The sequence below is a fragment of the Bacillus sp. ISL-51 genome, assembly GCF_018613535.1.
In the GTDB taxonomy this organism is placed as follows: domain Bacteria; phylum Bacillota; class Bacilli; order Bacillales; family Bacillaceae; genus Bacillus.
On record NZ_JAGGQB010000006.1, the window covers coordinates 334,777 to 361,159 of the forward strand.

A 26,383-nucleotide genomic window follows, 5' to 3' on the forward strand; every position below is an offset into this window, starting at 1 on the left:
GGGATCGTTTTTGTATTATGCAGAAAGTCCGTTCACTTGTTTCGCAAGTCTTGATTTGTATCGAGCTGCGGCATTTTTGTGTACAAGACCTGTTTTCACTGCTTTATCAATACGTTTCGCTGCTTCAGAAAGAGCAGTTTTCGCTTTATCCGCTTCGTTGTTAGCAACAGAAGCTTCTACTTGTTTGATTGCAGTACGCATAGCAGATTTGATTGTCGCGTTATGAGCGCGGCGTTCGTTATTCGTTTTTGTACGTTTAATCGCTGATTTAATGTTTGGCATGTGTTTCACCTCCTAAGATACAACCTGTAGCACAGTGTCTTAAGGTTAAATCTTCTTCACAATAGAACAAATTGTATTCTATCAAACAGAACTTTAGATTGCAATATAAATGTAAAGTATTTTTCGTTGAAGGGCTGAATTCGCATGATTCGTTTTACAAATGGCAACACTATGTATCACGATGATTGAAGGAGGTCTTCCCCGTGAAAAACAGTGAACTGGATGTCAATCAATTTCTTATACGGACGGATTTAGCGGTAGAAACAAAACAGGCGCTTAAAGACGGACAAGCTGACCAGCAGAAAGAAATAAAAGGTTTTATTGAGAAAGAACGCGACAGCGGCGGTATTAAAATCAGAACAGTTGATATTACGAAAGAAGGCGCCGAAATATCGGGAAAAAAACAAGGGCGTTATGTCACGATTGAAGCGCAGGGCGTAAGAGAGCACGATTCAGAAATGCAGGAGAAAGTAACCCAGGTGTTTGCCGAGGAATTTTCCGCTTATCTGAACAGCTTAAAAATTCCCAAGGAGGCGAGCTGTCTGATCGTCGGGCTCGGAAACTGGAATGTAACGCCTGATGCGCTTGGTCCTCTTGTTACGGAAAACCTGCTGGTGACGAGGCATTTGTTCAAGCTTCAGCCGGAGAATGTGCAGGAGGGATACAGGCCTGTCAGCGCCCTTGCACCGGGTGTGATGGGCTTAACAGGCATCGAAACGAGCGATATTATCCAAGGCGTGATAAAAGAATCAAAACCGGATTTTGTCATTGCCGTTGACGCTTTGGCGGCGAGGGCCGTTGAAAGGGTGAACACCACCATCCAATTTTCAGATACCGGCATTCATCCGGGGTCGGGCGTAGGCAATAAGAGAAAAGAATTGAGCAAGGAAACACTCGGTATTCCCGTCATTGCAATCGGTGTCCCGACTGTCGTTGATGCAGTCACGATCGCAAGCGACACAGTGGATTATATATTAAAGCACTTTGGCAGAGAAATGAAAGACGACAGTCCGTCAAGATCTCTTGTGCCGGCCGGGATGAACTTCGGCAAAAAGAAAGTGCTCACCGATGAAGATCTTCCGGGTGAAAAAGAACGCCAATCCTTCCTCGGCATCGTCGGCACGCTGGAAGAAAACGAAAAGCGCCAGCTTATTCATGAGGTGCTTTCTCCGCTCGGGCACAATCTGATGGTAACGCCAAAGGAAATCGACACCTTTATTGATGATATGGCGAACGTGCTGGCCAACGGGTTAAACACGGCGCTTCACGGAAAAGTGTCACAAGACAACAAAGGCTCTTACAATCACTAAATGGTTCTACTTCCTCTAGCTTGTTCATAGAGTAATTACTAGACAAGCGCTGGAGGGATTCGAACAATGAGAAAAAAACGCAGAAACCGTCAAATTGTCGTTACAGTAAACGGTGGAAATGCGCTCAAAGGTATGTTTCTATTTATCGCAAGCCTCATCGTCATTTTCGTATTATCCGGTGTGCTGACGTCCCTGCGCCCCGAATTGAGGCTTTCTTCCGATTCTCTTCATGGAATTGCCGGAGAACTGCCGGGTGACGCGTTTGCACACCTTCTCGGAATGGAAAATCATTATTTTGCGTCAGAGCTTCCGCAAAAAGATACCTCGTTTCACCTGTCACGGCTTTCCTTGAAGCTGGCGACAAGTATTAATTTGGAAGACCCGCGCAGCTTTTTGGGCCGGGAGCTGCCGGGCTTTGCCCAATTTGATACGGAAATCCTTTTGGCGGGCCAAGGGACAGATTATACAAACATGCCGGCTGAATCCCCGCCCCCGTCAAAGGTAATGGAAAAAGAAAAAGAAGTTAATCTCGCAGAAATCGAAAACAAAACGAAAAAAGAAGAAAAAGATCCGCCGAAACATTCAACAGGCGATCGAAAAGTCGTTTTTATTTATCACACCCACAACACGGAATCCTATCTCCCGCTGTTAAAAGGCGAAACAAATCCGGATAATGCCCGCCATTCAAAAGCGAATGTCACGCTCGTCGGAGATATATTCGGCAAGGCGCTTGAGGCAGAAGGTGTCGGCGCGACCGTAGATAAAACCGACATTCAGGCCCAGCTGAATAAAGATGGTTTAAATTATGCGCGAAGCTACGATGAATCAAGGCCCGTCGTGAAAAGCGCGCTCGCGAAAAACAAAAACCTGCAATATACGATAGATATCCATAGAGACTCCCGGCGGAAGAAAAATACGACAACCGAAATTAAAGGAAAAAGCTATGCCAGAGTCGCCATCGTCGTCGGCAAAAAAAGCGCTAATTTTGAAGAAAACTATAAACTCGCAAGTGAGCTTCATAAGCTGATGGAGAAAAAATATCCGGGTTTAAGCGTCGGTGTTTTATCCAAAGGCTCTCCCGGCGATAATGGAGTGTACAACCAGGATTTAAACGACAGGTCGCTTCTTCTGGAGTTCGGAGGCGTCGATAACAACCTTGATGAGCTGAGGCGCGCGGCGGATGCCATGGCGGATGTATTCAGCGAATTGTATTGGAATGCTGAAAAAGTCAGCTCGCAATCAGGGGATAAGAACAAACAATAAGAAATCAGGTGATTCACATGATCCGCTTTACCGGCAAATGCCTGCTGATTGTCACTGTCATGTTTTTAGGCGTTTTGTTTGGTATGCAGCAGGCAAACAACGGAATGCTTGATATGAAGGGCTATAAGGACCCTTCTTTAAAAGGGGCATTTACTCTGACTGACGGAGAGCATCAGGAAAAAGAAGCTTCCATTCTCGGACAAACCGTTACGGCAAAGGACTTGGAAGAAAAACAAAAACAGCTGGAACAGGCTGAAACCTTTAACTTATTTTCAAAAGCCGGAGAAGCCCTTTCAAATACTGTGACAGACTCGGCGCAGGCCATGTATGATTGGGTTTTGAAGCTGAACCGGTAGCACCAGCGAAGAGAAAAGCGTACTTCTCCTTATGAGGAAGCTTTTCTCTTTCTTGTTTTAATTGAATGTTTACAATCCTATTGATATAATCTAAGCTAGTGTATTTTGCGTTTAATAGTAGGAGTGATAGATTGTGACAGATAAAGAAAAGCGTTTAGAGAGGCAGTCAAGAATTCGGAATTTCTCCATCATCGCCCATATTGACCACGGCAAATCGACCTTGGCGGATCGGATTTTAGAAAAAACATCGGCGATCACCCAGCGGGAAATGAAAGAACAATTGCTTGATTCAATGGACCTTGAACGCGAACGGGGAATTACCATCAAATTAAATTCCGTTCAGCTGAAATACAAAGCAAAGGACGGAGAAGAATATATATTCCATCTGATCGACACGCCCGGACACGTCGACTTTACCTATGAAGTATCGCGAAGCCTTGCCGCCTGTGAAGGTGCGATACTCGTTGTAGATGCGGCACAGGGGATTGAGGCGCAAACATTGGCGAACGTCTACCTGGCGCTTGATAATGACCTTGAGATTCTTCCTGTCATTAATAAAATCGATCTTCCGAGCGCAGAGCCTGAACGTGTGCGTCAAGAGGTGGAGGACGTTATCGGCCTTGACGCTTCAGATGCGGTCCTCGCTTCAGCGAAAGCAGGCATTGGAATAGAGGATATTTTAGAGCAGATCGTTGAGAAGGTGCCTGCTCCTTCAGGCGACCCGGAAGCACCGCTTAAAGCGCTCATTTTTGACTCGCTTTACGATGCGTACCGCGGGGTCGTCGCTTATATCAGAGTCGTAGAAGGAACGGTAAAACCGGGGCAGAAAATTAAAATGATGGCGACCGGAAAAGAGTTTGAAGTGATCGAGGTCGGCGTTTTCACACCGAAAGCGCAGCCGGCTGATGAACTGACTGTCGGCGACGTAGGCTACCTGACAGCAGCGATAAAAAATGTCGGCGACACCCGTGTCGGTGATACGATCACAAGCGCGGTTAAACCTGCGGCAGAAGCGCTGCCGGGCTATCGCAAGCTCAATCCGATGGTGTATTGCGGGCTTTATCCGATTGACACCGCAAAATATAATGATTTGCGTGAGGCGTTGGAAAAGCTTGAACTGAACGATTCATCACTTCAATATGAGGCCGAGACGTCTCAAGCGCTCGGTTTCGGTTTCCGCTGCGGCTTTTTAGGAATGCTGCATATGGAAATCATTCAAGAGCGGATTGAACGTGAATTTAAAATTGATCTCATTACAACCGCACCGAGTGTTATTTATGACGTCTACATGACAGACGGCGAAAAAATCGTGGTGGATAACCCGTCAAATATGCCTGACCCGCAAAAGATAGAACGGGTCGAAGAACCTTATGTCAAGGCGACTATGATGGTGCCGAATGATTTTGTCGGCGCGGTTATGGAGCTTTGTCAGGGGAAACGCGGCAACTTTATTGATATGCAGTACTTAGACGCCAACCGGGTCAGCATCGTATACGATATGCCTTTAGCGGAAATCGTTTATGAGTTTTTCGATCAGCTGAAATCAAGCACGAAAGGGTACGCCTCTTTTGATTATGAACTGATCGGCTACAAGCCTTCGAAGCTTGTCAAAATGGACATTATGCTGAATACAGAAAAAATCGATGCGTTGTCATTTATCGTGCATCGTGATTACGCGTACGAGCGCGGGAAAGTCATCGTTGAGAAGCTGAAGGAATTGATTCCGCGCCAGCAATTCGAAGTTCCCGTGCAGGCAGCGATCGGACAGAAAATCGTGGCGCGCTCAACCATTAAAGCCATGCGGAAAAACGTACTGGCTAAATGCTACGGAGGAGACATATCGCGGAAACGGAAGCTTCTTGAAAAACAAAAAGAAGGAAAACGCCGGATGAAGCAGGTCGGCTCAGTTGAAGTGCCGCAGGAAGCGTTTATGGCTGTCCTTAAAATGGATGACAGCCCCAAAAAATAACAAAAGCCGCCGCAGTCCAGCACTGCGGTTTCTTTCTGTGAAGAAGAAGGTGTACCGAGTGAAATCAGCTTATATTCATATTCCGTTTTGTGAGCATATCTGCCACTATTGCGATTTTAATAAATATTTTATTCAGAGCCAGCCCGTCGATGAGTACTTAAACTCACTCGAGAAGGAAATGATAAATACAATAGAGCGGACGGGACGCCCGGACTTACGCACCATTTTTATCGGCGGAGGCACTCCGACATCCCTGTCTCCGGCCCAGCTGGAAAAACTGATGGATTCCATTCATCGCGTCCTGCGTCCTTCGTCAGGCCTTATCGAGTTTGCGGCTGAAGCGAACCCGGATGACCTTTCCGCCGAAAAATTAAAGATTCTTAAAAGCGCGGGTGTCAATCGGCTGAGCTTCGGCGTCCAAACGTTTGAAGACGAGCTTTTACAAAAGATCGGCAGGGTGCACAAACAAAAGGATGTTTTTGCTTCCTTTGAAAGGGCGAGGGCGCTCGGTTTTGATAATATCAGCCTGGATTTAATGTTCGGCCTGCCGAACCAGACATTGGCCGACCTTGACAATTCCATCAAAACGGCATTGTCGCTTGACGCTGAGCACTATTCTGTTTATTCGCTCATAGTAGAGCCAAAAACGGTGTTTTATAATTTAATGCAAAAAGGCCGCCTGCATCTGCCGGCCCAAGAGCAGGAAGCCGAAATGTATGAAACGGTGATAACGCAGATGAACGAAGCCGGTATCCGCCAATATGAAATCAGCAACTTTGCAAAGCCCGGATACGAATCACAGCATAATTTGACGTATTGGAGCAATGAAGATTATTTCGGTTTCGGCGCCGGGGCGCATGGATATATAAACGGCACCCGCACCGTCAACGCCGGCCCTGTGAAACATTACATGCAGCTGATCGAAGAAAAAGGTCTGCCTTACCGGGACACACATGAGGTGACGAAAGAAGAGCAAATCGAGGAGGAAATGTTTCTCGGTCTCAGAAAAATGTCAGGCGTGAAGAAGAAAGCGTTCCGGGAAAAATTCGGCCGTTCTGTAGATGAACTCTTCCCTGATGTCCTGAAAGACCTTGCCGAAAAAGGGCTGATCCGGGACACGGAAGAGACTGTCACATTAACGCATGAAGGTAAATTATTAGGAAATGAGGTTTTTGGCGCTTTTTTGGGTGAGTTATAATTGACATTTTTCTTTTGGTTTGTTACTTTTGTTATAGAATTAGCACTCGCTGACTTAGAGTGCTAACAGGGGTGATGATGATGTTAACAAATCGTCAGCTGTTGATCCTGCAAGTGATTATTAATGACTTTATACAATCAGCACAGCCGGTAGGATCAAGAACTCTTTCAAAAAAAGACGAAATTACATTCAGCTCTGCAACAATAAGAAACGAGATGGCTGACTTGGAGGAATTGGGCTTTATTGAAAAAACCCACTCTTCCTCAGGACGGGTTCCGTCAGAAAAAGGGTACAGATATTATGTCGATCATCTGCTGTCACCCGTCAAGCTGACAAAAACCGACCTGGATTTAATCCACTCGATATTTAAAGAAAAAATCTTCGAGCTGGAAAAAACCGTTCAAAAATCAGCGCAGATCCTGTCCGAACTGACAAACTATACATCCATTGTTCTCGGGCCGACGCTGAGCGAAAATTATCTTAAACAGATTCAAATCGTTCCGATCCAGCCGGATAAAGCGGTTGCCATCCTTGTGACGAATACGGGGCATGTCGAAAACCGCACCATCAGTTTCCCGGCAAAAATGGATCTGTCTGATATTGAAAAACTGGTCAATATATTGAATGAACGATTAGCCGGCGTTCCGATGGATGAGCTGAATGAACGAATTTTTAAAGAGGTTGTCATGTATTTAAGGCAGCACATTGCCAACTATGACAGCATTCTCGAGGCGCTGCGTTCCTCATTTCATCCAGCAGGCCATGTCGAGAAACTGTTTTTCGGCGGAAAAATCAATATGCTGAATCAGCCGGAGTTTCACGATATTGAAAGAGTCCGATCACTTCTGTCTTTAATTGAAAAAGAGCAGGATGTTCTGAAGCTGTTTCAATCGTCAAAAGCGGGCATTTCGATTAAAATCGGGAAAGAAAACGACTACCAGGAAATGGAGAACTGCAGCTTGATTACGGCCACATATACCGTTGATACGAAGCAAATCGGATCAATTGCCATTATCGGCCCGACGCGCATGAACTATTCCAGAGTCGTCAGCCTGCTTCAGCACGTGACTTCGGACTTGTCAAAAGCATTCACAAATTTGTATGATGAATAAGGGAATTTTGGCAATGATTTTCAGGAATCCTTTTACATCTTTTGAGGGAGGTGAACACAATGTCAGAAGAAAAACAAACCGCAGAACAGGTTGAAACAGAAGAACAAGAAGAAATGGCAGAACAAGCCGCATCAGAAGAACAGCATGATGAAACGGCTGCTGAAGACGGAGTCCTTCAACAGCAAATCGATGAATTGCAAGGTTTGCTTGATGAAAAGGAAAATAAACTTTTGCGTGTTCAAGCAGACTTTGAAAATTATAAACGACGCAACCGCCTTGAAATGGAGGCTGCACAGAAATACCGTTCTCAAAACATCGTGACGGAAATTCTTCCGGCCCTCGACAATTTTGAGCGGGCTTTACAGGTGGACGCCGAAAGCGAGCAGACAAAAAGTTTGCTGCAAGGTATGGAAATGGTCCGCCGCCAGCTGATGGAGGCGCTGAAGAAAGAAGGCGTTGAAGCCATCGAAGCTGTCGGTCAGGAATTTGATCCGAACCTTCACCAAGCCGTAATGCAGGTGGAAGATGAAAACTTCGGCAGCAACATTGTCGTTGAAGAAATGCAAAAAGGCTACAAACTGAAGGATCGCGTTATCCGCCCTTCAATGGTAAAAGTGAATCAATAATTACATAGCAGGAGGTAATTCAAAGTGAGTAAAGTAATCGGAATTGACTTGGGTACGACAAACTCATGCGTGGCAGTGCTTGAAGGCGGCGAGCCTACAGTCATCGCAAACGCTGAAGGAAACCGCACAACTCCGTCAGTCGTTGCGTTTAAAAACGGCGAACGCCAAGTAGGGGAAGTGGCAAAACGCCAATCGATCACAAACCCTAACACAATCATGTCTGTCAAACGCCATATGGGTACTGACTACAAAGTGGAGGCCGAAGGAAAAGACTACACGCCTCAAGAAGTGTCAGCCATCATCCTTCAGCACCTTAAATCATACGCGGAAAGCTATCTTGGCGAAACGGTTTCAAAAGCTGTTATCACAGTTCCTGCATACTTCAACGATGCAGAACGCCAAGCGACAAAAGACGCGGGTAAAATCGCCGGTCTTGAAGTAGAACGTATTATCAACGAGCCGACTGCCGCAGCATTGGCATACGGACTTGATAAAACAGACGAAGACCAAACGATTCTTGTATACGACCTTGGCGGCGGTACGTTCGACGTATCTGTTCTGGAACTTGGCGACGGCGTATTTGAAGTCCGTTCAACTGCCGGCGACAACCGTCTTGGCGGGGACGACTTCGACCAAGTCATCATCGACCATCTCGTAGCTGAATTCAAAAAGGAAAACGGCATCGATCTTTCTAAAGACAAAATGGCGCTTCAGCGTTTAAAAGATGCGGCTGAAAAAGCGAAAAAAGATCTTTCCGGCGTATCATCTACGCAAATTTCTTTACCGTTTATCACAGCGGGAGACGCGGGCCCTCTTCACCTTGAGCTGACGCTGACACGCGCTAAATTCGAAGAGCTTTCCGCTCATCTTGTAGAGCGTACAATGGCTCCGGTCCGTCAAGCGCTTCAAGATGCGGATCTTTCTGCAAGCGAAATCGACAAAGTCATCCTTGTCGGCGGATCTACACGTATCCCTGCCGTACAGGAAGCAATCAAAAAAGAAACAGGTAAAGAAGCACATAAAGGCGTAAACCCTGATGAAGTTGTAGCGCTTGGTGCTGCGATCCAAGGCGGCGTTATTACAGGTGACGTTAAAGATGTTGTTCTTCTTGACGTTACACCGCTTTCTCTCGGTATTGAAACAATGGGCGGCGTGTTCACAAAGCTGATCGACCGCAACACAACAATTCCGACAAGCAAATCTCAAGTGTTCTCAACTGCTGCTGACAACCAAACGGCTGTTGACATTCACGTCCTTCAAGGGGAGCGCCAAATGTCTGCCGACAACAAAACACTCGGCCGCTTCCAGCTTACGGATATCCCGCCGGCACCGCGCGGCGTACCGCAAATTGAAGTTTCTTTCGATATTGACAAAAACGGTATCGTAAACGTAAGAGCGAAAGATTTAGGCACAGGCAAAGAACAAAACATCACAATCAAATCTTCTTCAGGTCTTTCTGACGATGAGATCGAACGCATGGTAAAAGAAGCGGAAGAAAACGCTGACGCTGATGCGAAGAAAAAAGAAGAAATCGAAGTCCGCAACGAAGCTGACCAGCTCGTTTTCCAAACAGAGAAAACGTTAAAAGACCTGGAAGGCAAAGTGGACGAAGAGCAAGTGAAAAAAGCAAACGACGCAAAAGACGCGTTAAAAGCTGCGATCGAGAAGAACGAATTTGAAGACATCAAAGCGAAAAAAGATGAGCTTCAGGCGATCGTTCAAGAGCTTTCTATGAAGCTTTATGAAGAAGCGGCAAAAGCGCAGCAAGCCGAAGGCGCAGCAAACGCTGAAGGCAAAAAAGCGGACGACAACGTTGTCGATGCGGAATACGAAGAAGTAAAAGACGACGAAAATAAAAAATAAGTTTCTTTCTAACGCTGCCCAGGCAGACGGCAGAAAGAACATACAGCATATTCTGATTCAACAGACAGAAAGTCAAAGTCAGGCATCTCTTGGCTTTGACTTTTTTTCTTGCCCGGGATAAAAGGAATTGAAAAAACATAATTCAAAATGATACAATCTAATTTATGTGAGAAATTCGGGAGAGTGAAGCGAGATGAGTAAGCGTGATTACTATGAAGTGCTTGGAGTAAGTAAGAGCGCTTCAAAGGATGAAATCAAAAAAGCCTATCGGAAGCTTTCAAAAAAATATCATCCTGATATCAATAAAGAATCCGGAGCAGATGAAAAATTCAAAGAGGTAAAAGAAGCATACGAAGCGCTCTCAGACGACCAAAAACGCGCGCAATATGACCAATTCGGCCATACAGACCCTAATCAGGGCTTCGGCGGCGGTTTCGGCGGCGGAGGAGATTTCGGCGGCTTCGGTTTTGATGACATCTTCTCAAGCATCTTTGGCGGCGGCACGAGACGCCGGGACCCGAACGCGCCTCGGCAGGGAGCTGATCTGCAGTATACAATGACCCTGTCATTTGAAGATGCGGCTTTCGGGAAAGAGACGATTATTGAAATCCCTCGTGAAGAGAATTGCGAAACATGTAAAGGCTCCGGCGCGAAGCCCGGGACAAAACCGGAAACGTGTTCGCATTGCGGAGGCTCCGGCCAGCTGAATGTTGAACAAAACACGCCGTTTGGCAAAGTTGTCAACAGAAGAGTCTGCCACCATTGTGAAGGCACCGGAAAATTCATTAAAAACAAATGTGCGGACTGCGGCGGCACGGGCAAAGTGAAAAGGCGGAAAAAAATCAATGTTAACATTCCTGCCGGTGTGGACGACGGACAGCAGCTGCGCGTTCCGGGCCAAGGCGAACCCGGCGTAAACGGAGGGCCAGCGGGAGATTTGTTTGTCGTATTCCATGTGCGCGCACATGAGTTTTTCGAGCGGGACGGAGACGATATTTACTGCGAAATGCCGTTAACGTTTGCCCAAGCGGCTCTCGGCGATGAGGTGGAAGTGCCGACGCTTCACGGTAAAGTGAAACTGAAAATTCCAGCCGGCACACAAACGGGAACAAAATTCAGATTAAGGGGCAAAGGCGTGCAAAATGTCCGGGGCTACGGCCAAGGCGATCAGCACATTGCCGTTCGGGTAGTCACTCCGACAAATCTGACAGATAAACAAAAAGACATCATCCGCGATTTTGCTGAAGTCAGCGGCAATCTGCCGGATGAGCAGGAAATGAGTTTCTTTGACAAAGTAAAACGCGCATTTAAAGGCGAGTAATGATTGGATAGGAGTTGGTAGTTTTGAAATGGTCCGAAATCAGCATTCACACAACACATGAAGCGGTCGAACCCATCTCAAATATTTTGCATGAAGCTGGTGCGAGCGGGGTTGTCATCGAAGATCCGCTTGATTTAATAAAAGAACGTGAGAATGTTTACGGGGAAATCTACCAGCTCGACCCCAATGATTACCCCGATGAGGGTGTCATTGTCAAAGCGTATTTACCGATTAACAGTTTTCTCGGCGAAACGGTCGACGGCATTAAAGAAACGATCAATAATCTGCTGCTTTACGATATTGATCTAGGCAGAAACAAAATCACCATTTCTGAAGTCAACGAAGAGGAATGGGCGACGGCGTGGAAAAAGTATTATCACCCTGTGAAAATTTCCGAAAAATTCACGATCGTTCCGACATGGGAAACATACACACCGGTAAATACGGATGAACTGATTATTGAAATGGACCCGGGAATGGCGTTTGGCACGGGGACGCATCCGACAACCGTTCTTTGCATACAGGCGCTGGAACGGATTGTCCGAAAAGGCGACCGTGTCATTGATGTCGGCACGGGTTCTGGAATTTTAAGCATCGCCGCTGCCATGCTTGAGGCTGAATCAGTTCATGCGTATGATCTTGATCCGGTCGCTGTCGAAAGCGCGCGCCTGAATATGAAATTGAACAAAGTGAGCGAAACGGCTGAAGTGAAGCAGAACAATCTTTTGGACGGCATCACAGGCGAGCATGATGTCATTGTCGCAAATATTTTAGCGGAAGTGATTCTCCGCTTTACGTCCCAGGCGTACGGCCTGCTGAAAGACGGCGGTCATTTCATTACGTCCGGCATTATCGGCCAGAAAAAACAGGAAGTAAAAGATGCGTTGGAAAAAGCCGGCTTTACAATCACGGAAATTCTGTCAATGGAAGATTGGGTCAGCATCATCGCGAAAAAATAACAGTTAGTAGGTGTCACAGCGTATGCAACGATATTTTATCGAGCTCACGAAGCAGGAGATGAACGAAGCTCCCGAATTCCGAATAACAGGCGAAGATGTTCATCACATTGCCAACGTCATGAGGATGAACGCCGGTGACCGGATTATCTGCTGCTCAAAGGACGGCCATGAAGCGTTATGTAAGCTCCAAGCTGTTTCTAAAGAACACATATCATGTCTTGTGTCTGAATGGACGGGGAGAAATCGTGAGCTGCCTGTAAAGGTTCTGATAGCCAGCGGTCTTCCGAAAGGTGATAAGCTTGAATGGATTATCCAAAAAGGGACCGAGCTCGGCGCGAGCATGTTTATCCCTTTTCAGGGCGCCCGATCCGTCGTTAAGCTGGACGACAAAAAAGCAAAGAAAAAGCGGGAGAGATGGACGAAAATCGCGAAGGAAGCGGCCGAACAGTCGTACCGGAATGAAATTCCCTGCGTGAAAACCGTTCATACGTTCCGGCAGCTGCTTGAGATGGCGGAGAATGTCGATAAATGTGTCGTTGCATACGAAGAGGCATCAAAGCAAGGAGAATCGAGCGCTTTCGCTGCGGTGCTGCAAAGCCTCCCGCATGGTTCGTCGCTTTTAATCGTATTCGGCCCTGAAGGCGGTTTAACTGAATCTGAAACACAGCAGCTTTCAGAAAAAGGCGCCGTCTTATGCGGACTCGGACCTAGAATTTTACGGACTGAAACTGCGCCCCTTTACGCGTTAAGCGCAGTTTCTTATCATACAGAGTTATTAAGAGGTGATCAGTAATGGCAACTGTTGCTTTTCATACCCTTGGCTGCAAGGTCAACCATTATGAAACAGAAGCAATCTGGCAGCTGTTTAAAGAAGCGGGTTATGAACGAAAAGAATTCGAACAGACAGCAGATGTATATGTCATTAATACATGTACGGTGACAAACACAGGAGATAAAAAAAGCCGCCAAGTCATCAGACGGGCTATTCGGCAAAATCCTGACGGCGTGATCTGCGTGACGGGGTGCTACGCTCAAACGTCTCCGGCAGAAATTATGGCCATTCCGGGCGTTGACATCGTCGTCGGCACACAGGACCGTGAAAAAATGCTCGGCTACATAGAGCAGTACAGAGAAGAGCGCCAGCCGATTAACGGCGTCGGCAACATTATGAAAGCGCGCGTGTTTGAAGAGCTTGACGTTCCCGCTTTTACAGACCGGACAAGAGCGTCATTGAAAATCCAGGAGGGATGTAACAACTTCTGTACGTTCTGCATCATCCCTTGGGCGCGCGGCCTGCTTCGTTCCCGCGATCCCGAAGAAGTCATTAAACAGGCACAGCAGCTGGTGGATGCCGGTTACAAAGAGATCGTTCTGACGGGAATTCATACGGGCGGCTACGGTGAGGATATGAAAGATTACAATTTCGCAAAGCTTCTCCGTGAATTGGATACCCGAGTAGAAGGCTTAAAACGAATCAGAATTTCATCTATTGAAGCAAGCCAAATCACTGATGAAGTAATTGAGGTGCTGGATGCTTCTGATAAAATTGTCCGCCACCTCCATATTCCGATCCAGTCAGGCTCAAACACCGTTCTGAAACGGATGAGACGCAAATATACGATGGAGTTTTTCGCGGACCGCTTAAATAAGCTGAAAGAAGCACTGCCGGGCCTTGCTGTCACATCTGACGTCATCGTCGGCTTCCCGGGTGAAACGGAAGAAGAATTTATGGAAACGTATCAGTTCATCAAAGAACATAAGTTTTCTGAGCTTCATGTGTTCCCTTACAGCAAACGCACCGGAACACCTGCGGCCAGAATGGATGACCAGGTTGATGAAACCGTAAAAAATGAACGGGTTCACAAGCTGATCGCGCTTTCTGACCAGCTTGCCAAAGAATACGCTTCTGATTACGAAGGAGAGGTTCTGGAGATCATTCCTGAAGAAGTGTTTAAAGAGTCCGATGAAGACGGCATGTTTGTCGGCTATACGGACAATTATATGAAAGTCGTCTTTAAAGGGACGGAAGACATGATCGGCAAACTCGTCAAAGTTAAAATCCAAAAAGCGGGATATCCGTACAATGAAGGGCAGTTTGTCCGGATTGTTGAGGAAGAACCGACACAGAAAATGCGTATGTCTTCCTAATATTTCTAAAAAACCGATGCTCCCTTTGCATCGGTTTTTTATTGTTTAGAGGGAATAAGCCTGTCAATAAACCGGTAAAACAGATCAGTGAACGGTAAAAACAACAGGGCGGTGACGACATTGAATAAAAGGCTGAAATGGGCAATCATTTGAGCGGGTTCGCTTGACAGCCGTTCCACGATGCCTGCTGACGCTGACAGAAAAGGAAATACGAGCAGCACACCGAGGACATTAAACAAAACGTGGGCGCCGGCAGTCTGTCTGGCGGCATAACCGCCTGAAACAGCAGCCATGACGGCCGTGACGCATGTCCCGATATTAGATCCCAGAACGACGCTGACCGCCTGTTCAATACCGATCACCCCTTCGTTCATAAAGCTCATTAAAATGCCGATGCATACCGAGCTTGAATGAATGATTGCCGTCAACATCATGCCTATAAAAAGAGCGGACCAGTTTGAATCATTTACATGCCGCAGCACCTCGGCCCCTGCTTTCATTTCTGTCAGCGGAACGGCAAGGCGGCTGAAGCACGTGATGCAAAAAAAGATAATGCCCAGGCCCATAAAGCTTGTTCCGAGCTGTTTGAACGGATATTTCCGAATGAGCAAAAACAATAAGCCGCCGATGAAAAGCACCCAGATGAGCACATCCATCTTAATGGCCAAAAACTGCGTCGTAAATGTTGAGCCGACATTCGTTCCGAGAATCATCGGAATCGTCCGCTTAAAAGTCAAAGCGCCAGCGCTCACAAATCCGATAACAATGACCATAAAGGCGGAGCTGCTCTGAAGCAGACCGGTAAACACGATGCTGATGAGAAAAGCTTTCAAAGGGTGGTCAGTAAACAGAAGCAGGCTCTTCTCAATTTTAGAATACGTTAAAGATATCAGCCCTTGCCTGAGCAGGCTCATTCCGGCTAAAAAAACCAAGATAAGTGCGGCAAAGCAGATCAGTATCAGCAAACGAAACACCCCTTTCCATCATTATATAGACAAGCAGCGCCATTCATGACGGAAAAGTGAACTCACTTAGTTGACCTGACTGATGGCTTATATTATAATGTCAAAGTACATGTTTATATGTGTATCTTTTTAAAGGTAGTCGATTGGTGTATTCGGAGGGAGGGAAAGAGAATGTCAAAAACGGTCGTTAGAAAAAACGAATCGCTTGAAGATGCTCTTCGTCGCTTCAAACGCAGTGTATCAAAGACAGGTACTTTGCAAGAAGCAAGAAAGCGTGAATTTTATGAAAAACCTAGCGTAAAGCGCAAGAAAAAGTCTGAAGCTGCTAGAAAACGCAAATTCTAAAAGAGGGTGGATTTATGAGTCTTCTTGAGCGACTTAACCAGGATATGAAGCTGTATATGAAAAGCCGTGAGAAAGACAAACTGACTGTCGTTCGAATGGTGAAAGCTTCACTTCAAAACGAAGCAATTAAGCTTAAGAAAGACAGTTTGACCGAGGATGAGGAACTTACTGTCCTATCTCGTGAACTTAAGCAACGTAAAGACTCCCTCCATGAATTTTCAAACGCTAATCGTTTAGATTTAGTAGATAAAGTTCAAAAAGAGCTGGACATTTTAGAAGTTTATTTACCGAAGCAGCTTTCTGAAGAAGAGCTGCAGACAATCGTAAATGAAACCATCGCTGAAGTCGGTGCGAGCTCTAAAGCGGACATGGGCAAAGTGATGAGTGCTATTATGCCTAAAGTAAAAGGTAAAGCTGACGGAAGTGTAATTAACAGACTTGTCAGCAGTCAATTGTCTTAATTGACAAAGAAAAAGACATCTTTCCTAGAGAGATGTCTTTTTTTATACATAAAAAAATGAAACTTAAGTACATTTGTTACGTATATAAAGAAGAACGAAAAGGGAAGGAGGGTATATCGGCCTTGTTCCGAAAAAAAACCGGAATTGCTGTTGCTCTATTGGTCCTATTTGTATTATCTTTATTAGGGGTTCAGTTGAACGCAAAAGCTGATCATCCAGAGGTTTATGTCATCCCGGTTGAGAATAATGTCGAAAAGGGGCTTGCTTCGTTCTTATCGCGCTCTTTCAAGGAGGCGAAAGAAGCCGGAGCGTCACACATTATTCTTGATATTAATACGCCGGGCGGCGCCGTTCAATCTGCCTTAAACATTGCAGATGTTATAAATAGCGCGGATGTGCCTGTTACCGCTTACGTAAATAAACGGGCGCTTTCCGCAGGCGCGTATATTGCGCTGCAAGCAGACGATATTTATATGGCGCCGGGAGGAAAGATAGGGGCTGCCGCCATTATTGACGGGAAAGGCAACGCCGCTGATCAAAAAGCCCAGTCACTGTGGCATGCGGAAATGGAAGACGCAGCCGTTAAGAACAGCCGGAATCCGAAATACGCGCTGGCAATGGCAGACCCTGCAATAGATGCGAAGGAAGCGGGAGCCCCAAAAGGGAAACTGCTGACGCTGAATGCTGAAAAAGCTGAGGAAGTCGGTTATTCGGAAGGCACCGTGCCAAACCTTGAAGCATTGTATAAAAAGCTCGGATTTGAAAAAGCCGATGTTCTGCACGCTCAAGAAGGCTTCGTCGACAAAATGGGCAGATGGCTGACAAACCCGTTTGTTGTGCCTGTCTTATTAACCTTAGCTTTTCTAGGCTTGACCATTGAACTGTTCTCTCCGGGCGTCGGTATACCGGGTGCCGTCGGATTTACGGCTTTGCTGCTGTTTTTCTTCGGACATCTGGCCGCCGGTTTTGCAGGCTATGACAGCGTATTCCTGTTTGTCGCAGGTTTGGTTTTTATCCTATTAGAAATCTTTCTGCCTGGAGGCATTATCGGTCTCCTCGGAATCATAGGCGTGATCACAAGCCTTTTTCTCGCAGCAGGCAGTTTTACTGTAATGGCGGTTTCTCTCTTGATCGCCGCGGCTGTTTCCATTACAGCCTTTATCATATTAACAAGGGTGTTGGGAAAACGGATGAAATTCTTTAAGAAATTTATATTGACTGATTCTACAAGCACAGAGAGCGGTTATGTTTCAAATCAAAACCGGACAGAGCTATTGGGCAAGGTCGGCGTGACCGCTACCGCCCTCAGACCGTCAGGCACCGTCATTATTGACGATGAACGCCTTGATGTCGTCTCAGAAGGCTCGTTCACTGAAAAAGACAAGCAGGTAAAAGTGGTAAAAGTGGAAGGCTCGCGCATCGTCGTGAGAGAATTATAGATAAACCTTGAGGAGGAATTAGATGGAACTGTCAAGCTTGGCGATTTTAGCATTAGTCGCAGCCGCAATTATTGTGTTAGCCGTGTTCTTCACCTTTGTACCAGTGATGCTCTGGATCTCGGCGCTTGCGGCGGGAGTCAAAATCAGCATTTTCACTTTAATCGGAATGAGGCTTCGCCGCGTTATTCCAAGCCGCGTTGTAAACCCGTTAATTAAAGCGCATAAAGCGGGCATTGCCGCTTCAACAAATCAGCTTGAGAGCCACTACCTGGCCGGAGGTAATGTCGACAGGGTCGTCAATGCCTTGATTGCGGCACAGCGCGCCAACATTGAGCTGACATTTGAACGCTGCGCTGCCATTGACCTGGCTGGACGGGACGTATTAGAAGCCGTTCAAATGAGCGTAAATCCAAAGGTTATTGAAACACCGTTTATCGCAGGTGTCGCCATGGACGGAATTGAAGTCAAAGCGAAAGCCAGAATTACGGTGAGAGCCAATATCGAGCGCCTCGTCGGCGGAGCCGGCGAAGAAACAATCGTCGCCCGTGTCGGGGAAGGGATTGTATCAACGATCGGTTCATCAAACAATCATAAAAAAGTGCTGGAAAACCCTGATATGATCTCGCAAACCGTATTAGGAAAAGGATTGGACTCAGGCACTGCATTTGAAATTCTTTCAATCGATATCGCTGACGTTGATATCGGCAAAAACATCGGAGCGATTCTTCAGACAGACCAGGCGGAAGCAGACAAAAACATTGCACAGGCAAAAGCGGAAGAACGCCGCGCCATGGCTGTGGCACAAGAGCAGGAAATGCGCGCCCGCGTAGAAGAAATGCGTGCCAAAGTAGTGGAAGCAGAAGCGGAAGTGCCGCTTGCGATGGCTGAAGCATTGCGTGAAGGAAACATCGGCGTCATGGATTACATGAATATTAAAAATATCGATGCCGACACAGGCATGAGGGATTCAATCGGCAAGCTGACAAATGACCAGCAAGATGAAGACCATCAATCCTAACCTCTCTTATAAGGAGGGAGCCGTTATATGCAGGAGATTCTGACTAACCCGCTCGTTATTGCTGCCGTTATCGGCATTATATCGGCGATATTCGGCAAAAAAAGCAAAGATGAGAAACAGGGCGCCAAAAAACGGCCTGCGCCGCAGGCTCAAAAACAGCCTGGCGAACAGCAGCCGGCTGACCAGCATAAACCGGAAGAAGTCCCTGTCGTTTCAGAAGAAAACCCATTTGAACAAAAAAGACGGGAAGCTGAAAAAAGACTTTCGGAAACAAAGCAGACGTTCAAAGGGCTTGAACGCGAGCTCACTGCCGTACGAGGCAGAAACGCGTCCCTAAAGAAAAATGTCCTTAAAGTAAATAAAGACACCGCGGTGCAAGGCGTCATTTTCGGAGAAGTTTTCGGCCCGCCCCGTGCAAAAAAAACGCACCATACCATGCGGAGCATCCGTAAAAATTAAAGTGTTAGAACCCCTTTTCAAATCATACATATGAGATGAAAGGGGGTTCTTTTTTTATGGGGCAAAGAAAGAATCGTGTAAAGGCGTGGCTGACAAGAGCATTGGAAATTCCCCCGGACGTTATGATGGATCTGCCTCGTATTACAATGGTCGGCAGACTTCATATCTACATAGAGAATCACAGAGGCCTCTTACTGTTCAGCGAGGAAGAAGTAAGACTGATGCTGAAGCAGGGGCAATGTATCATATCAGGAAAAAACCTGGTTATTAAGGCAATCCTTCCTGAAGAGATTTTACTGGAAGGCACGATAGATCACGTTCGATATGTCGACTCATAAAGCCGAGGGGGAAATGATGTGAAAAATAAATGGCTGTCTTTTTTTTCGGGTAAAGTCCAGCTGCAAGTCAAAGGAAAAGGGATCGAACGGCTGCTGAATGAATGCACAAGAAATAATATCGCACTTTATGCGGTGAAAAAAAAGCAAGACTATGTCCTGCTTATGATTCAGCTTCAGGATGTACATGCCTTCAGGAGGGTCATTAGAAATCATGAATGCAAAGCAAGTTTCACAAAACGAAAAGGGCTTCCCTTTCTGCTTCTCAAATCAAAACTGAATATGGGATTTACCGCGGGATTTGCGGTTTTTTTCATTATATTATTTCTTTTATCAAACATGGTCTGGAAAATTGATATTAAAGGGGCCAAGCCTGAAACTGAACACCAGATGATGAAGCACCTTGAAGAGATCGGTGTGGAAAAGGGACGTCTGCAATTTTTAATGATGACACCGGAAAAAATTCAAAAATCGTTAACAAACGGAATTGAAAATATAACGTGGGTCGGGGTGGAATTAAACGGCACATCCCTTCATATGAAAGTTGTCGAAAAAAATGAGCCGACAAAAGAAAAGTACATCAGCCCGCGCCATATCGTAGCCAAAAAGAAAGCGATTATTACAAGAATGTTCGTTCAAAAGGGACAGCCGATGGCCTTTGTGAACGATCATGTTGAGAAGGGACAGCTGCTTGTCTCAGGCTTGATCGGAAGTGAAGATCAACAGCAAAAAGTCGCTTCAAAAGCGGAAATTTACGGAGAAACGTGGTACAAGTCACATGTAACTGTGCCTCTTGAAACATCATTTACGGTATATACGGGTAAAGTAAGGACGAAGCACAAGCTGGCTTTCGGATCCTGGACCGTGCCTTTTTGGGGATTAACTTTTAAGGAGGAGCCGCTGAAAAATCCGAAAACAGAGCAAGAAAAGCATCCGTTTCAATTTCTGGGACTGAAGCTTCCGATTTCTTATGTAAAAGAGCAAACGAGGGAAAGCGAAACTTCGGTAAGGACCTATACGAAAGAACAGGCGGTCAAAGCGGGAATTAAAATGGGCAAACAGGATGTAGAGAAACAATTAGGCGACAGCGATGAGGTGAAAAGTGAAAAAGTTTTGCACCAATCCGTTGAGAATGGTAAAGTAAAGTTGATTATTCTCTACCAAGTTATAGAAGATATCGTTCAAACCACACCTATTGTTCAGGGAGACTAAAGAATGGCAGAACATTTACTTGCGATTAATCACAAACTGAAAAGCCCGGACGAAGCACTTTCATTGTTCGGCAGCCAAGATTCCTTTTTGAAGCTCATGGAAAAGGATCTGGGTGTAAGCATCATCACACGCGGTGAAACCGTATACGTTTCCGGCAATGATGAGTCTTTTCAAATTGCCGACAGGTTATTGGGATCGCTCCTCGCTTTAATTCGCAAGGGGATAGAGATTTCGGAACGTGATGTGCTGTACGCCGTGAAAATGGCAAAAAAAGATAAACTTGACTATTTTGAAAGCATGTATGAAGAAGAAATTACGAAAACGGCAAAAGGCAAACCGATCCGTGTCAAAACCATCGGGCAGAGAGAATATGTTGCGGCGATGAAAAAAAATGACATGGTGTTCGGCATCGGGCCCGCGGGGACCGGTAAAACATATTTGGCCGTCGTAAAAGCGGTACATGCCTTAAAAAACGGCCTCATTAAAAAAATCATTTTAACGAGACCCGCTGTTGAAGCCGGCGAGAGCCTCGGCTTTTTGCCCGGAGATTTAAAGGAAAAAGTAGATCCTTACCTGCGCCCGCTGTATGACGCGCTTCATGATGTGCTGGGAAGCGACCATACGGAACGTCTTTTAGAAAGAGGGGTCATTGAAATTGCCCCGCTTGCTTACATGAGAGGGCGGACGCTTGACGACGCGTACGTGATTCTTGACGAAGCCCAGAACACCACCCCTGCTCAAATGAAAATGTTTTTGACGAGATTGGGTTTTGGCTCTAAAATGATCATTACGGGCGACGTAAGCCAAATTGACCTGCCGAAAGGCGTCACATCGGGACTTGCAGTAGCGAAGGATATGCTGAAGAATATAAACGGCATTTCCGTGATTGAACTTGACCAGACAGACGTGGTCAGGCATCCGCTTGTTGCGAAAATTATTGAAGCTTATGATAAGCAAAAGTAATGCTAAAATGACCCGATCTCCCGTTATCGGGTCATTTTTATGATGTGTTGATGTTTCAGGGAGGAGGTTCTTGTTTTGAAAAAGAAGGGAAAGAGCAAAAGCGGCCGAAAACAGTTCCGCAGTTTCAGGCACGCCCGTTCGGCCCACGTGCTGTTGTATTTGCTGCTGTTAGCGATTATGTTTGGCTTGCTCTTTATTCATGTAAAACCTGAATCACTTAATTTGGATTTATTCTCAGTCAGTGATAAGACCATCTACGCGCCTGGAACAGTGGAAGACCAGCAGGCAACGGAAGCGAAAAAGCAGGCGGCCGAAGACGCTGTGGAGGACCAATACACACTGAAAAAAGGCTACACCGACAACCGTCTTGATCTCATCACGTCTATTTTCGACAGCATCAGCGAAGTGAAACAAGATGCTGAAAAAGAAAAAAAAGCCCCTTCGGAAAAATCCTTGGTGAAGTCGGTGAAAAATAAGCTGACTCAAGATGTGAATGAATCCATTTCAGAAGGCACTATTGAAGCGCTTCTTCATGCGAACAATGAAGATTTCTCATTTGTAAGGGATTCCGTCATTACTGCGGTGAATACGGTGATGAGCAGTGAGATACCGTCCGAAAAATTAGCGGAAGCGAAGGGAAAAGTCGCAAAAGAACTGAAAAGCGCTTCCGTACCGTCAAAGTATTTGTCAGCGGCAACTGAAATCGGAAAATATGCGGTCATCCCGAATTACGTATTTGATCCGAAAGCGACCGATGCAAAGCGTCAGGAAGCGTCTGACAGTGTCCAGCCGGTTCAGATCAAACAAGGACAGGTTCTTGTTGAGGAGAATGACCTGATCGACCGGGAAGTATACAGAAAGCTCGAATTAACGGGGCTGTTGAACAATTCCAATCTGTTAAAGCCTGTCACCGGTCTCTTACTGATGATCGGGCTGTTTATTGCTACGCTTGTCTACTATTTTGAGAAACAGCAGCAGGAACTTAAGCTGAAAAATAAATCACTTTTGTTATTTTCCATTATTACAACGCTGATTCTTGTCATTATGGAAGTCGTCAGCCTGTTTCAAAAAATCGAATACACCAATATCGGTTATCTTGTTCCGATCGCCGCCGGCGCCATATTATTCAGGCTGCTGCTTAATGAAAGACTCGCTATTTTAGGGAGCATTATTTTAGCGATTTGCGGCAGTATGATGTTTAATCAGGGCGTGACGGGAACGTTTAATTATGTAATCGGTATTTACTATTTAATCAGCAGCATTTCAGGCATTCTGTTTTTAGGAAAACATAATGCGAGATCTAAAATTTTACAGGCTGGACTGTTCGTATCGTTTATTAATATGATTATTGTGCTCTCGCTTTTATTAATACAAAACACGGCGCTGTCCGCTGTTGAAATCGGGACGTTAATGCTGATGGGGGTCGTGTCGGGTCTGGCTGCATCGGTTTTGATTATCGGTCTTATGCCGTTTTTCGAAACGGGATTCGGCATTCTGTCGACGATGAGGCTGATTGAACTGTCAAATCCGAACCATCCGCTGCTTCGTAAGATTTTAACGGAAACACCTGGTACATATCATCACAGCGTCATGGTCGCGAATCTGTCGGAAGCCGCCTGTGAAGCTGTAGGGGCAAACGGCCTGTTGGCACGGGTCGGGGCGTACTATCATGATCTTGGCAAAACGAAACGCCCGCAATATTTCATTGAAAATCAAATGAATATGGATAACCCGCATGATAAGCTCTCTCCGCAGCTCAGTAAAAATATTATCATCGCCCATACGACAGACGGCGCGAACATGCTCAGAAGCTATAAGTTTCCGCAAGAACTTGTAGATATCGCAGAGCAGCATCACGGGAGGTCTCTTTTAAAATTCTTTTATTATAAGGCGAAGGAAAAGGGCGACCAGATTACAGAAGAAGAGTTCCGTTATCCGGGACCGAAACCGCAATCAAAAGAGGCTGCCATTATTTCAGTGGCCGACAGCGTCGAGGCTGCCGTCCGTTCAATGCACAATCCAAATCCCGAGCGCATCGAGAAGCTTGTGAGGGGCATTATATCCGATAAGCTTCAGGACGGGCAGTTCTCGGAATGTGATTTGACCTTCCGAGAGCTGGATACGATTGCTAAAACGCTCTGCGCAACATTAAAAGGAATTTTCCACTCCCGGATTGAATATCCGGAGGCTACGAAGAAGGTGAAATAAAATGGGTTTACTGATAGATATCGTTGATGAAACAAACAGCGTCTCAGCCGACTCGCTGAAAGAAGTTGAAAAGCTGCTCCAATTTGCGGCGGAAAAAGAAGGAGTTCAGGATCAGGCTGAGGTCTCAGTGACAATTGTCTCTAATGAGGAGATCAGAGAAATCAATAAAGAATACAGGGGAAAGGACACCCCGACGGACGTCATTTCGTTTGCTCTTGAAGAAGAAGGGGAAGATGAAATCGAAATAGTGGGCGCCGAAATGCCGCCTGTTTTAGGAGATATCATTATCAGCGCTGACCGAACGAAAGAGCAGGCTGAAGAGTACGGCCACTCCTTTATGAGGGAACTCGGTTTTCTCTCTGTCCACGGCTTTTTGCATTTGCTTGGTTATGATCATATGACTAAGGAAGACGAAGAAGAAATGTTTTCAAAGCAAAAGGATTTGCTGGATGAGTATGGACTCACGAGATCATAAAAATGAGTGGAGCCGGTTTATAAAGAGCTTTGTCCACGCATGGAGGGGGATCCGGAAGACGGCTCGGTCGGAGCGGAATTTTCAATTTCACATCGCCGCAGCCTGCGCCGTCATCCTTTGCGGCTTCCTCATCGGGCTCAGCTCGGCTGAATGGGCCGTTGTTTTGATGCTGATCGGCGGTATGCTTTCTCTGGAGCTGGTGAATACAGCTATAGAACATCTTGTTGATTTAGTAACAGATCAGTATCATCCGCTCGCAAAAGCGGCAAAGGACGCGGCAGCCGGAGCTGTTTGCGTATTTGCCGTCATTTCGTGTATCATTGGTTTACTCATCTTTTTGCCGAAGTTATTTTAGCAGAAGATTCTTACAATTATTTTACATTACCAAAAATGGGCGTGAAAAACCAATAACAATTATGTAAAATAAAAGTGACAGCGGTATCATACAGGATAAAGGTAAGAGAGGAACATGTACACATGAACAGACAAGAACTTATTGCAGAGGCATTAAAAGCACGGGACACAGCGTATGTGCCGTATTCAAACTTCAGAGTCGGAGCCGCTCTTCTTACCAAAGACGGAAAAGTGTACAGAGGCTGCAACATTGAAAATGCGGCATACAGCATGTGCAACTGTGCTGAACGCACCGCTTTATTCAAAGCTGTTTCTGAAGGAGATACGGAATTCAGCATGCTGGCCGTAGCAGCGGATACACCGGGGCCGGTGTCACCGTGCGGAGCTTGCAGACAAGTAATTTCCGAGCTCTGCCCAAAGGATATGCTCGTGGTCCTGACCAACTTACAAGGACAAATAAAAGAAATGACTGCAGAAGAATTATTGCCAGGCGCATTTTCATCGGAGGATTTACATGACGAACGAAAGCTTTAAATCAGGATTTGTATCTATCATCGGAAGACCTAACGTAGGAAAGTCCACCTTTTTAAACCGGGTCATCGGACAAAAAATCGCCATTATGAGCGACAAACCCCAGACGACAAGAAATAAAGTGCAAGGGGTGCTGACAACAGGCACATCACAAACCATTTTTATCGATACACCCGGTATTCACAAGCCGAAGCATAAGCTTGGCGACTTTATGATGAAAGTGGCGCAAAACACGCTGAAGGAAGTTGACTTGGTGTTATTTATGATTAACGCCGAAGAAGGATACGGAAAAGGCGACGAGTTTATTATCGAAAAGCTCCGTCAAACATCTACGCCCGTATTTTTAATCGTAAACAAAATCGATAAAATCCATCCTGATCAGCTGCTGCTTTTAATTGATGAGTACCGCACGCGTTATCCGTTTAAGGAAATAGTGCCGATTTCGGCATTGGAAGGCAATAACGTTGAAACGCTGCTCGCGCAGATTGAAGCGTATTTACCGGAAGGCCCTCAGTTTTATCCGAGTGACCAGGTGACAGACCATCCTGAGCGATTTATTATTTCTGAATTGATCAGAGAAAAGGTGCTTCACCTCACAAGGGAAGAAATCCCGCACAGCATCGCGGTGAGCATCGAGTCCATTAAGGCGCAGGAAAACGGTTCTGTCCATGTCGCAGCTACCATTGTGGTTGAGCGCGATTCCCAAAAAGGAATCGTCATCGGGAAAAAAGGAAGCCTCTTAAAAGAAGTCGGCAAAAGGGCAAGAGCCGATATCGAAGCGCTGTTAGGCTCACGCGTGTACTTGGAATTGTGGGTAAAGGTTCAAAAGGACTGGCGGAATAAAATGTCCCAGCTGCGTGATTTCGGTTTTAAAGAGGATGAATATTAAGATTTAAGCGCATGCCTGATGTGTGATTACCTCACAAGAAAAGGGATACGTTAGCAAAATTTGTTTAACATGAAAAGGGGGACACCAGGTCAAGATAAGGGTAAGAATTTGGATTGGCAAGCTAGTTTAATTATGAAAGGTGGGTTTTTTGTGTTGAATTTTACCTGGAACGTATTTTCTCAAACAGGAAGTGTTGATACGTACCTTCTTTTTAAAGAACTGGAAAAAGAGAACCTGGAAAGACCCGAAGAACCGGAAGATGAGCTAGCCCGAATTGATTTTCCAATTTTGTAAACCTCTTGGCCCCTCCATTAGTGGAAGG

Annotated in this window: 27 protein-coding genes and 1 pseudogene; 26 read left to right on the plus strand and 2 right to left on the minus strand. The window is 45.9% G+C overall.

Translation table 11 applies throughout. From position 1 onward, the window contains the following. Positions 1 to 15: 15 nt before the first annotated feature. Positions 16 to 282 carry a 30S ribosomal protein S20 gene (gene rpsT / locus J7E26_RS10325; protein ID WP_003152876.1) on the minus strand — a complete coding sequence of 89 codons (267 nt, stop codon included), beginning with the start codon at positions 280 to 282 and terminating at the stop codon, positions 16 to 18. Positions 283 to 485: 203 nt separating this feature from the next. Between rpsT and gpr the strand changes: the two genes are divergently transcribed. The 12 genes from gpr (at position 486) to mtaB (ending at position 14,407) form a co-directional block, all read left to right on the plus strand. Then, a complete protein-coding gene (gene gpr, locus J7E26_RS10330) occupies positions 486 to 1,592 on the plus strand; it encodes a GPR endopeptidase (RefSeq protein ID WP_214798312.1) in 1,107 nt (368 codons plus the stop codon). Between the two features lie 66 nt (positions 1,593 to 1,658). Then, the gene (gene spoIIP / locus J7E26_RS10335) at positions 1,659 to 2,855 is read left to right on the plus strand and encodes a stage II sporulation protein P (RefSeq protein WP_214798314.1); all 1,197 of its coding nucleotides are present in this window, start codon (positions 1,659 to 1,661) and stop codon (positions 2,853 to 2,855) included. A gap of 17 nt (positions 2,856 to 2,872) precedes the next feature. After that, positions 2,873 to 3,211: a YqxA family protein gene (locus J7E26_RS10340; RefSeq protein ID WP_214798316.1), complete on the plus strand. Its 339-nt coding sequence runs from the start codon at positions 2,873 to 2,875 to the stop codon at positions 3,209 to 3,211. 133 nt (positions 3,212 to 3,344) lie between these two features. Beyond that, a complete protein-coding gene (lepA, locus tag J7E26_RS10345) occupies positions 3,345 to 5,180 on the plus strand; it encodes a translation elongation factor 4 (protein ID WP_214798318.1) in 1,836 nt (611 codons plus the stop codon). A 58-nt stretch (positions 5,181 to 5,238) separates the two neighbouring features. Further along, entirely contained in the window at positions 5,239 to 6,378 is a 1,140-nt protein-coding gene (hemW, locus tag J7E26_RS10350; RefSeq protein WP_214798320.1) for a radical SAM family heme chaperone HemW, read from the plus strand. Between the two features lie 80 nt (positions 6,379 to 6,458). After that, positions 6,459 to 7,490, plus strand: coding sequence for a heat-inducible transcriptional repressor HrcA (hrcA, locus tag J7E26_RS10355; protein WP_214798322.1), 1,032 nt, complete (start codon positions 6,459 to 6,461; stop codon positions 7,488 to 7,490). Positions 7,491 to 7,549: 59 nt separating this feature from the next. Continuing rightward, positions 7,550 to 8,116, plus strand: coding sequence for a nucleotide exchange factor GrpE (grpE, locus tag J7E26_RS10360; RefSeq protein ID WP_214798324.1), 567 nt, complete (start codon positions 7,550 to 7,552; stop codon positions 8,114 to 8,116). A 24-nt stretch (positions 8,117 to 8,140) separates the two neighbouring features. Continuing rightward, positions 8,141 to 9,979: a molecular chaperone DnaK gene (gene dnaK / locus J7E26_RS10365; RefSeq protein WP_214798325.1), complete on the plus strand. Its 1,839-nt coding sequence runs from the start codon at positions 8,141 to 8,143 to the stop codon at positions 9,977 to 9,979. A 193-nt stretch (positions 9,980 to 10,172) separates the two neighbouring features. Further along, positions 10,173 to 11,300, plus strand: coding sequence for a molecular chaperone DnaJ (gene dnaJ / locus J7E26_RS10370; protein WP_214798327.1), 1,128 nt, complete (start codon positions 10,173 to 10,175; stop codon positions 11,298 to 11,300). A 23-nt stretch (positions 11,301 to 11,323) separates the two neighbouring features. Beyond that, entirely contained in the window at positions 11,324 to 12,259 is a 936-nt protein-coding gene (gene prmA / locus J7E26_RS10375; protein WP_214798329.1) for a 50S ribosomal protein L11 methyltransferase, read from the plus strand. A gap of 22 nt (positions 12,260 to 12,281) precedes the next feature. After that, positions 12,282 to 13,052, plus strand: coding sequence for a 16S rRNA (uracil(1498)-N(3))-methyltransferase (locus J7E26_RS10380; protein WP_214798331.1), 771 nt, complete (start codon positions 12,282 to 12,284; stop codon positions 13,050 to 13,052). Beyond that, the gene (gene mtaB, locus J7E26_RS10385) at positions 13,052 to 14,407 is read left to right on the plus strand and encodes a tRNA (N(6)-L-threonylcarbamoyladenosine(37)-C(2))-methylthiotransferase MtaB (protein ID WP_214798333.1); all 1,356 of its coding nucleotides are present in this window, start codon (positions 13,052 to 13,054) and stop codon (positions 14,405 to 14,407) included. Before J7E26_RS10380 ends, mtaB begins: the two co-directional genes overlap by 1 nt. Before the next feature lie 38 nt (positions 14,408 to 14,445). Here mtaB and J7E26_RS10390 read toward each other — a convergent pair whose 3' ends face one another. Continuing rightward, a complete protein-coding gene (locus tag J7E26_RS10390; protein ID WP_214798335.1) occupies positions 14,446 to 15,372 on the minus strand; it encodes a Na/Pi symporter in 927 nt (308 codons plus the stop codon). Positions 15,373 to 15,543: 171 nt separating this feature from the next. On the opposite strand from J7E26_RS10390, the gene rpsU reads away from it, so the two are divergent. The 14 genes and pseudogenes from rpsU (at position 15,544) to J7E26_RS10460 (ending at position 26,355) form a co-directional block, all read left to right on the plus strand. Next, entirely contained in the window at positions 15,544 to 15,717 is a 174-nt protein-coding gene (gene rpsU, locus J7E26_RS10395; RefSeq protein WP_003152957.1) for a 30S ribosomal protein S21, read from the plus strand. A 14-nt stretch (positions 15,718 to 15,731) separates the two neighbouring features. Beyond that, on the plus strand, positions 15,732 to 16,178 hold the full coding sequence (locus tag J7E26_RS10400; RefSeq protein WP_007408278.1) for a GatB/YqeY domain-containing protein: 447 nt from the start codon (positions 15,732 to 15,734) through the stop codon (positions 16,176 to 16,178). 122 nt (positions 16,179 to 16,300) lie between these two features. Beyond that, positions 16,301 to 17,617: an NfeD family protein gene (locus J7E26_RS10405; RefSeq protein WP_214798336.1), complete on the plus strand. Its 1,317-nt coding sequence runs from the start codon at positions 16,301 to 16,303 to the stop codon at positions 17,615 to 17,617. A 22-nt stretch (positions 17,618 to 17,639) separates the two neighbouring features. Then, on the plus strand, positions 17,640 to 18,635 hold the full coding sequence (floA, locus tag J7E26_RS10410; protein ID WP_214798337.1) for a flotillin-like protein FloA: 996 nt from the start codon (positions 17,640 to 17,642) through the stop codon (positions 18,633 to 18,635). 27 nt (positions 18,636 to 18,662) lie between these two features. Continuing rightward, positions 18,663 to 19,094 carry a hypothetical protein gene (locus J7E26_RS10415; protein ID WP_214798340.1) on the plus strand — a complete coding sequence of 144 codons (432 nt, stop codon included), beginning with the start codon at positions 18,663 to 18,665 and terminating at the stop codon, positions 19,092 to 19,094. A 56-nt stretch (positions 19,095 to 19,150) separates the two neighbouring features. Further along, a complete protein-coding gene (gene yqfC, locus J7E26_RS10420; RefSeq protein ID WP_003152966.1) occupies positions 19,151 to 19,432 on the plus strand; it encodes a sporulation protein YqfC in 282 nt (93 codons plus the stop codon). 18 nt (positions 19,433 to 19,450) lie between these two features. Next, positions 19,451 to 20,681: pseudogene (yqfD, locus tag J7E26_RS10425) on the plus strand (sporulation protein YqfD). Beyond that, positions 20,645 to 21,604, plus strand: coding sequence for a PhoH family protein (locus J7E26_RS10430; protein ID WP_214798346.1), 960 nt, complete (start codon positions 20,645 to 20,647; stop codon positions 21,602 to 21,604). Before yqfD ends, J7E26_RS10430 begins: the two are co-directional and overlap by 37 nt. Before the next feature lie 75 nt (positions 21,605 to 21,679). Then, positions 21,680 to 23,812: an HD family phosphohydrolase gene (locus tag J7E26_RS10435; RefSeq protein WP_214798349.1), complete on the plus strand. Its 2,133-nt coding sequence runs from the start codon at positions 21,680 to 21,682 to the stop codon at positions 23,810 to 23,812. Between the two features lies 1 nt (position 23,813). Continuing rightward, positions 23,814 to 24,287 carry an rRNA maturation RNase YbeY gene (gene ybeY, locus J7E26_RS10440; protein WP_214798353.1) on the plus strand — a complete coding sequence of 158 codons (474 nt, stop codon included), beginning with the start codon at positions 23,814 to 23,816 and terminating at the stop codon, positions 24,285 to 24,287. Then, positions 24,268 to 24,642, plus strand: coding sequence for a diacylglycerol kinase family protein (locus tag J7E26_RS10445; protein WP_214798944.1), 375 nt, complete (start codon positions 24,268 to 24,270; stop codon positions 24,640 to 24,642). The genes ybeY and J7E26_RS10445 overlap by 20 nt, the downstream gene beginning before the upstream one ends. A 122-nt stretch (positions 24,643 to 24,764) precedes the next feature. Then, complete coding sequence (locus J7E26_RS10450; RefSeq protein ID WP_251034452.1) at positions 24,765 to 25,175, plus strand: cytidine deaminase; 411 nt, start codon at positions 24,765 to 24,767, stop codon at positions 25,173 to 25,175. Further along, positions 25,156 to 26,061 carry a GTPase Era gene (gene era / locus J7E26_RS10455; protein WP_214798356.1) on the plus strand — a complete coding sequence of 302 codons (906 nt, stop codon included), beginning with the start codon at positions 25,156 to 25,158 and terminating at the stop codon, positions 26,059 to 26,061. Before J7E26_RS10450 ends, era begins: the two co-directional genes overlap by 20 nt. A gap of 150 nt (positions 26,062 to 26,211) precedes the next feature. Then, positions 26,212 to 26,355, plus strand: a complete 144-nt coding sequence (locus J7E26_RS10460; protein WP_007408286.1) for a YqzL family protein — start codon at positions 26,212 to 26,214, stop codon at positions 26,353 to 26,355. Positions 26,356 to 26,383: the final 28 nt, after the last annotated feature.

Bases quoted from the DNA above. Each gene is read 5' to 3' on its own strand.
- yqfC (WP_003152966.1), top strand. From the start codon at position 19,151: ATGGGGCAAAGAAAGAATCGTGTAAAGGCGTGGCTGACAAGAGCATTG.
- J7E26_RS10380 (WP_214798331.1), top strand. From the start codon at position 12,282: ATGCAACGATATTTTATCGAGCTCACGAAGCAGGAGATGAACGAAGCT.
- J7E26_RS10400 (WP_007408278.1), top strand. From the start codon at position 15,732: ATGAGTCTTCTTGAGCGACTTAACCAGGATATGAAGCTGTATATGAAA.
- spoIIP (WP_214798314.1), top strand. From the start codon at position 1,659: ATGAGAAAAAAACGCAGAAACCGTCAAATTGTCGTTACAGTAAACGGT.
- dnaJ (WP_214798327.1), top strand. From the start codon at position 10,173: ATGAGTAAGCGTGATTACTATGAAGTGCTTGGAGTAAGTAAGAGCGCT.
- J7E26_RS10340 (WP_214798316.1), top strand. From the start codon at position 2,873: ATGATCCGCTTTACCGGCAAATGCCTGCTGATTGTCACTGTCATGTTT.
- J7E26_RS10430 (WP_214798346.1), top strand. From the start codon at position 20,645: ATGGCAGAACATTTACTTGCGATTAATCACAAACTGAAAAGCCCGGAC.
- J7E26_RS10415 (WP_214798340.1), top strand. From the start codon at position 18,663: ATGCAGGAGATTCTGACTAACCCGCTCGTTATTGCTGCCGTTATCGGC.
- rpsT (WP_003152876.1), bottom strand. From the start codon at position 282: ATGCCAAACATTAAATCAGCGATTAAACGTACAAAAACGAATAACGAA.
- floA (WP_214798337.1), top strand. From the start codon at position 17,640: ATGGAACTGTCAAGCTTGGCGATTTTAGCATTAGTCGCAGCCGCAATT.
- rpsU (WP_003152957.1), top strand. From the start codon at position 15,544: ATGTCAAAAACGGTCGTTAGAAAAAACGAATCGCTTGAAGATGCTCTT.
- grpE (WP_214798324.1), top strand. From the start codon at position 7,550: ATGTCAGAAGAAAAACAAACCGCAGAACAGGTTGAAACAGAAGAACAA.
- mtaB (WP_214798333.1), top strand. From the start codon at position 13,052: ATGGCAACTGTTGCTTTTCATACCCTTGGCTGCAAGGTCAACCATTAT.
- J7E26_RS10445 (WP_214798944.1), top strand. From the start codon at position 24,268: ATGGACTCACGAGATCATAAAAATGAGTGGAGCCGGTTTATAAAGAGC.
- ybeY (WP_214798353.1), top strand. From the start codon at position 23,814: ATGGGTTTACTGATAGATATCGTTGATGAAACAAACAGCGTCTCAGCC.
- era (WP_214798356.1), top strand. From the start codon at position 25,156: ATGACGAACGAAAGCTTTAAATCAGGATTTGTATCTATCATCGGAAGA.
- J7E26_RS10450 (WP_251034452.1), top strand. From the start codon at position 24,765: ATGAACAGACAAGAACTTATTGCAGAGGCATTAAAAGCACGGGACACA.
- hrcA (WP_214798322.1), top strand. From the start codon at position 6,459: ATGTTAACAAATCGTCAGCTGTTGATCCTGCAAGTGATTATTAATGAC.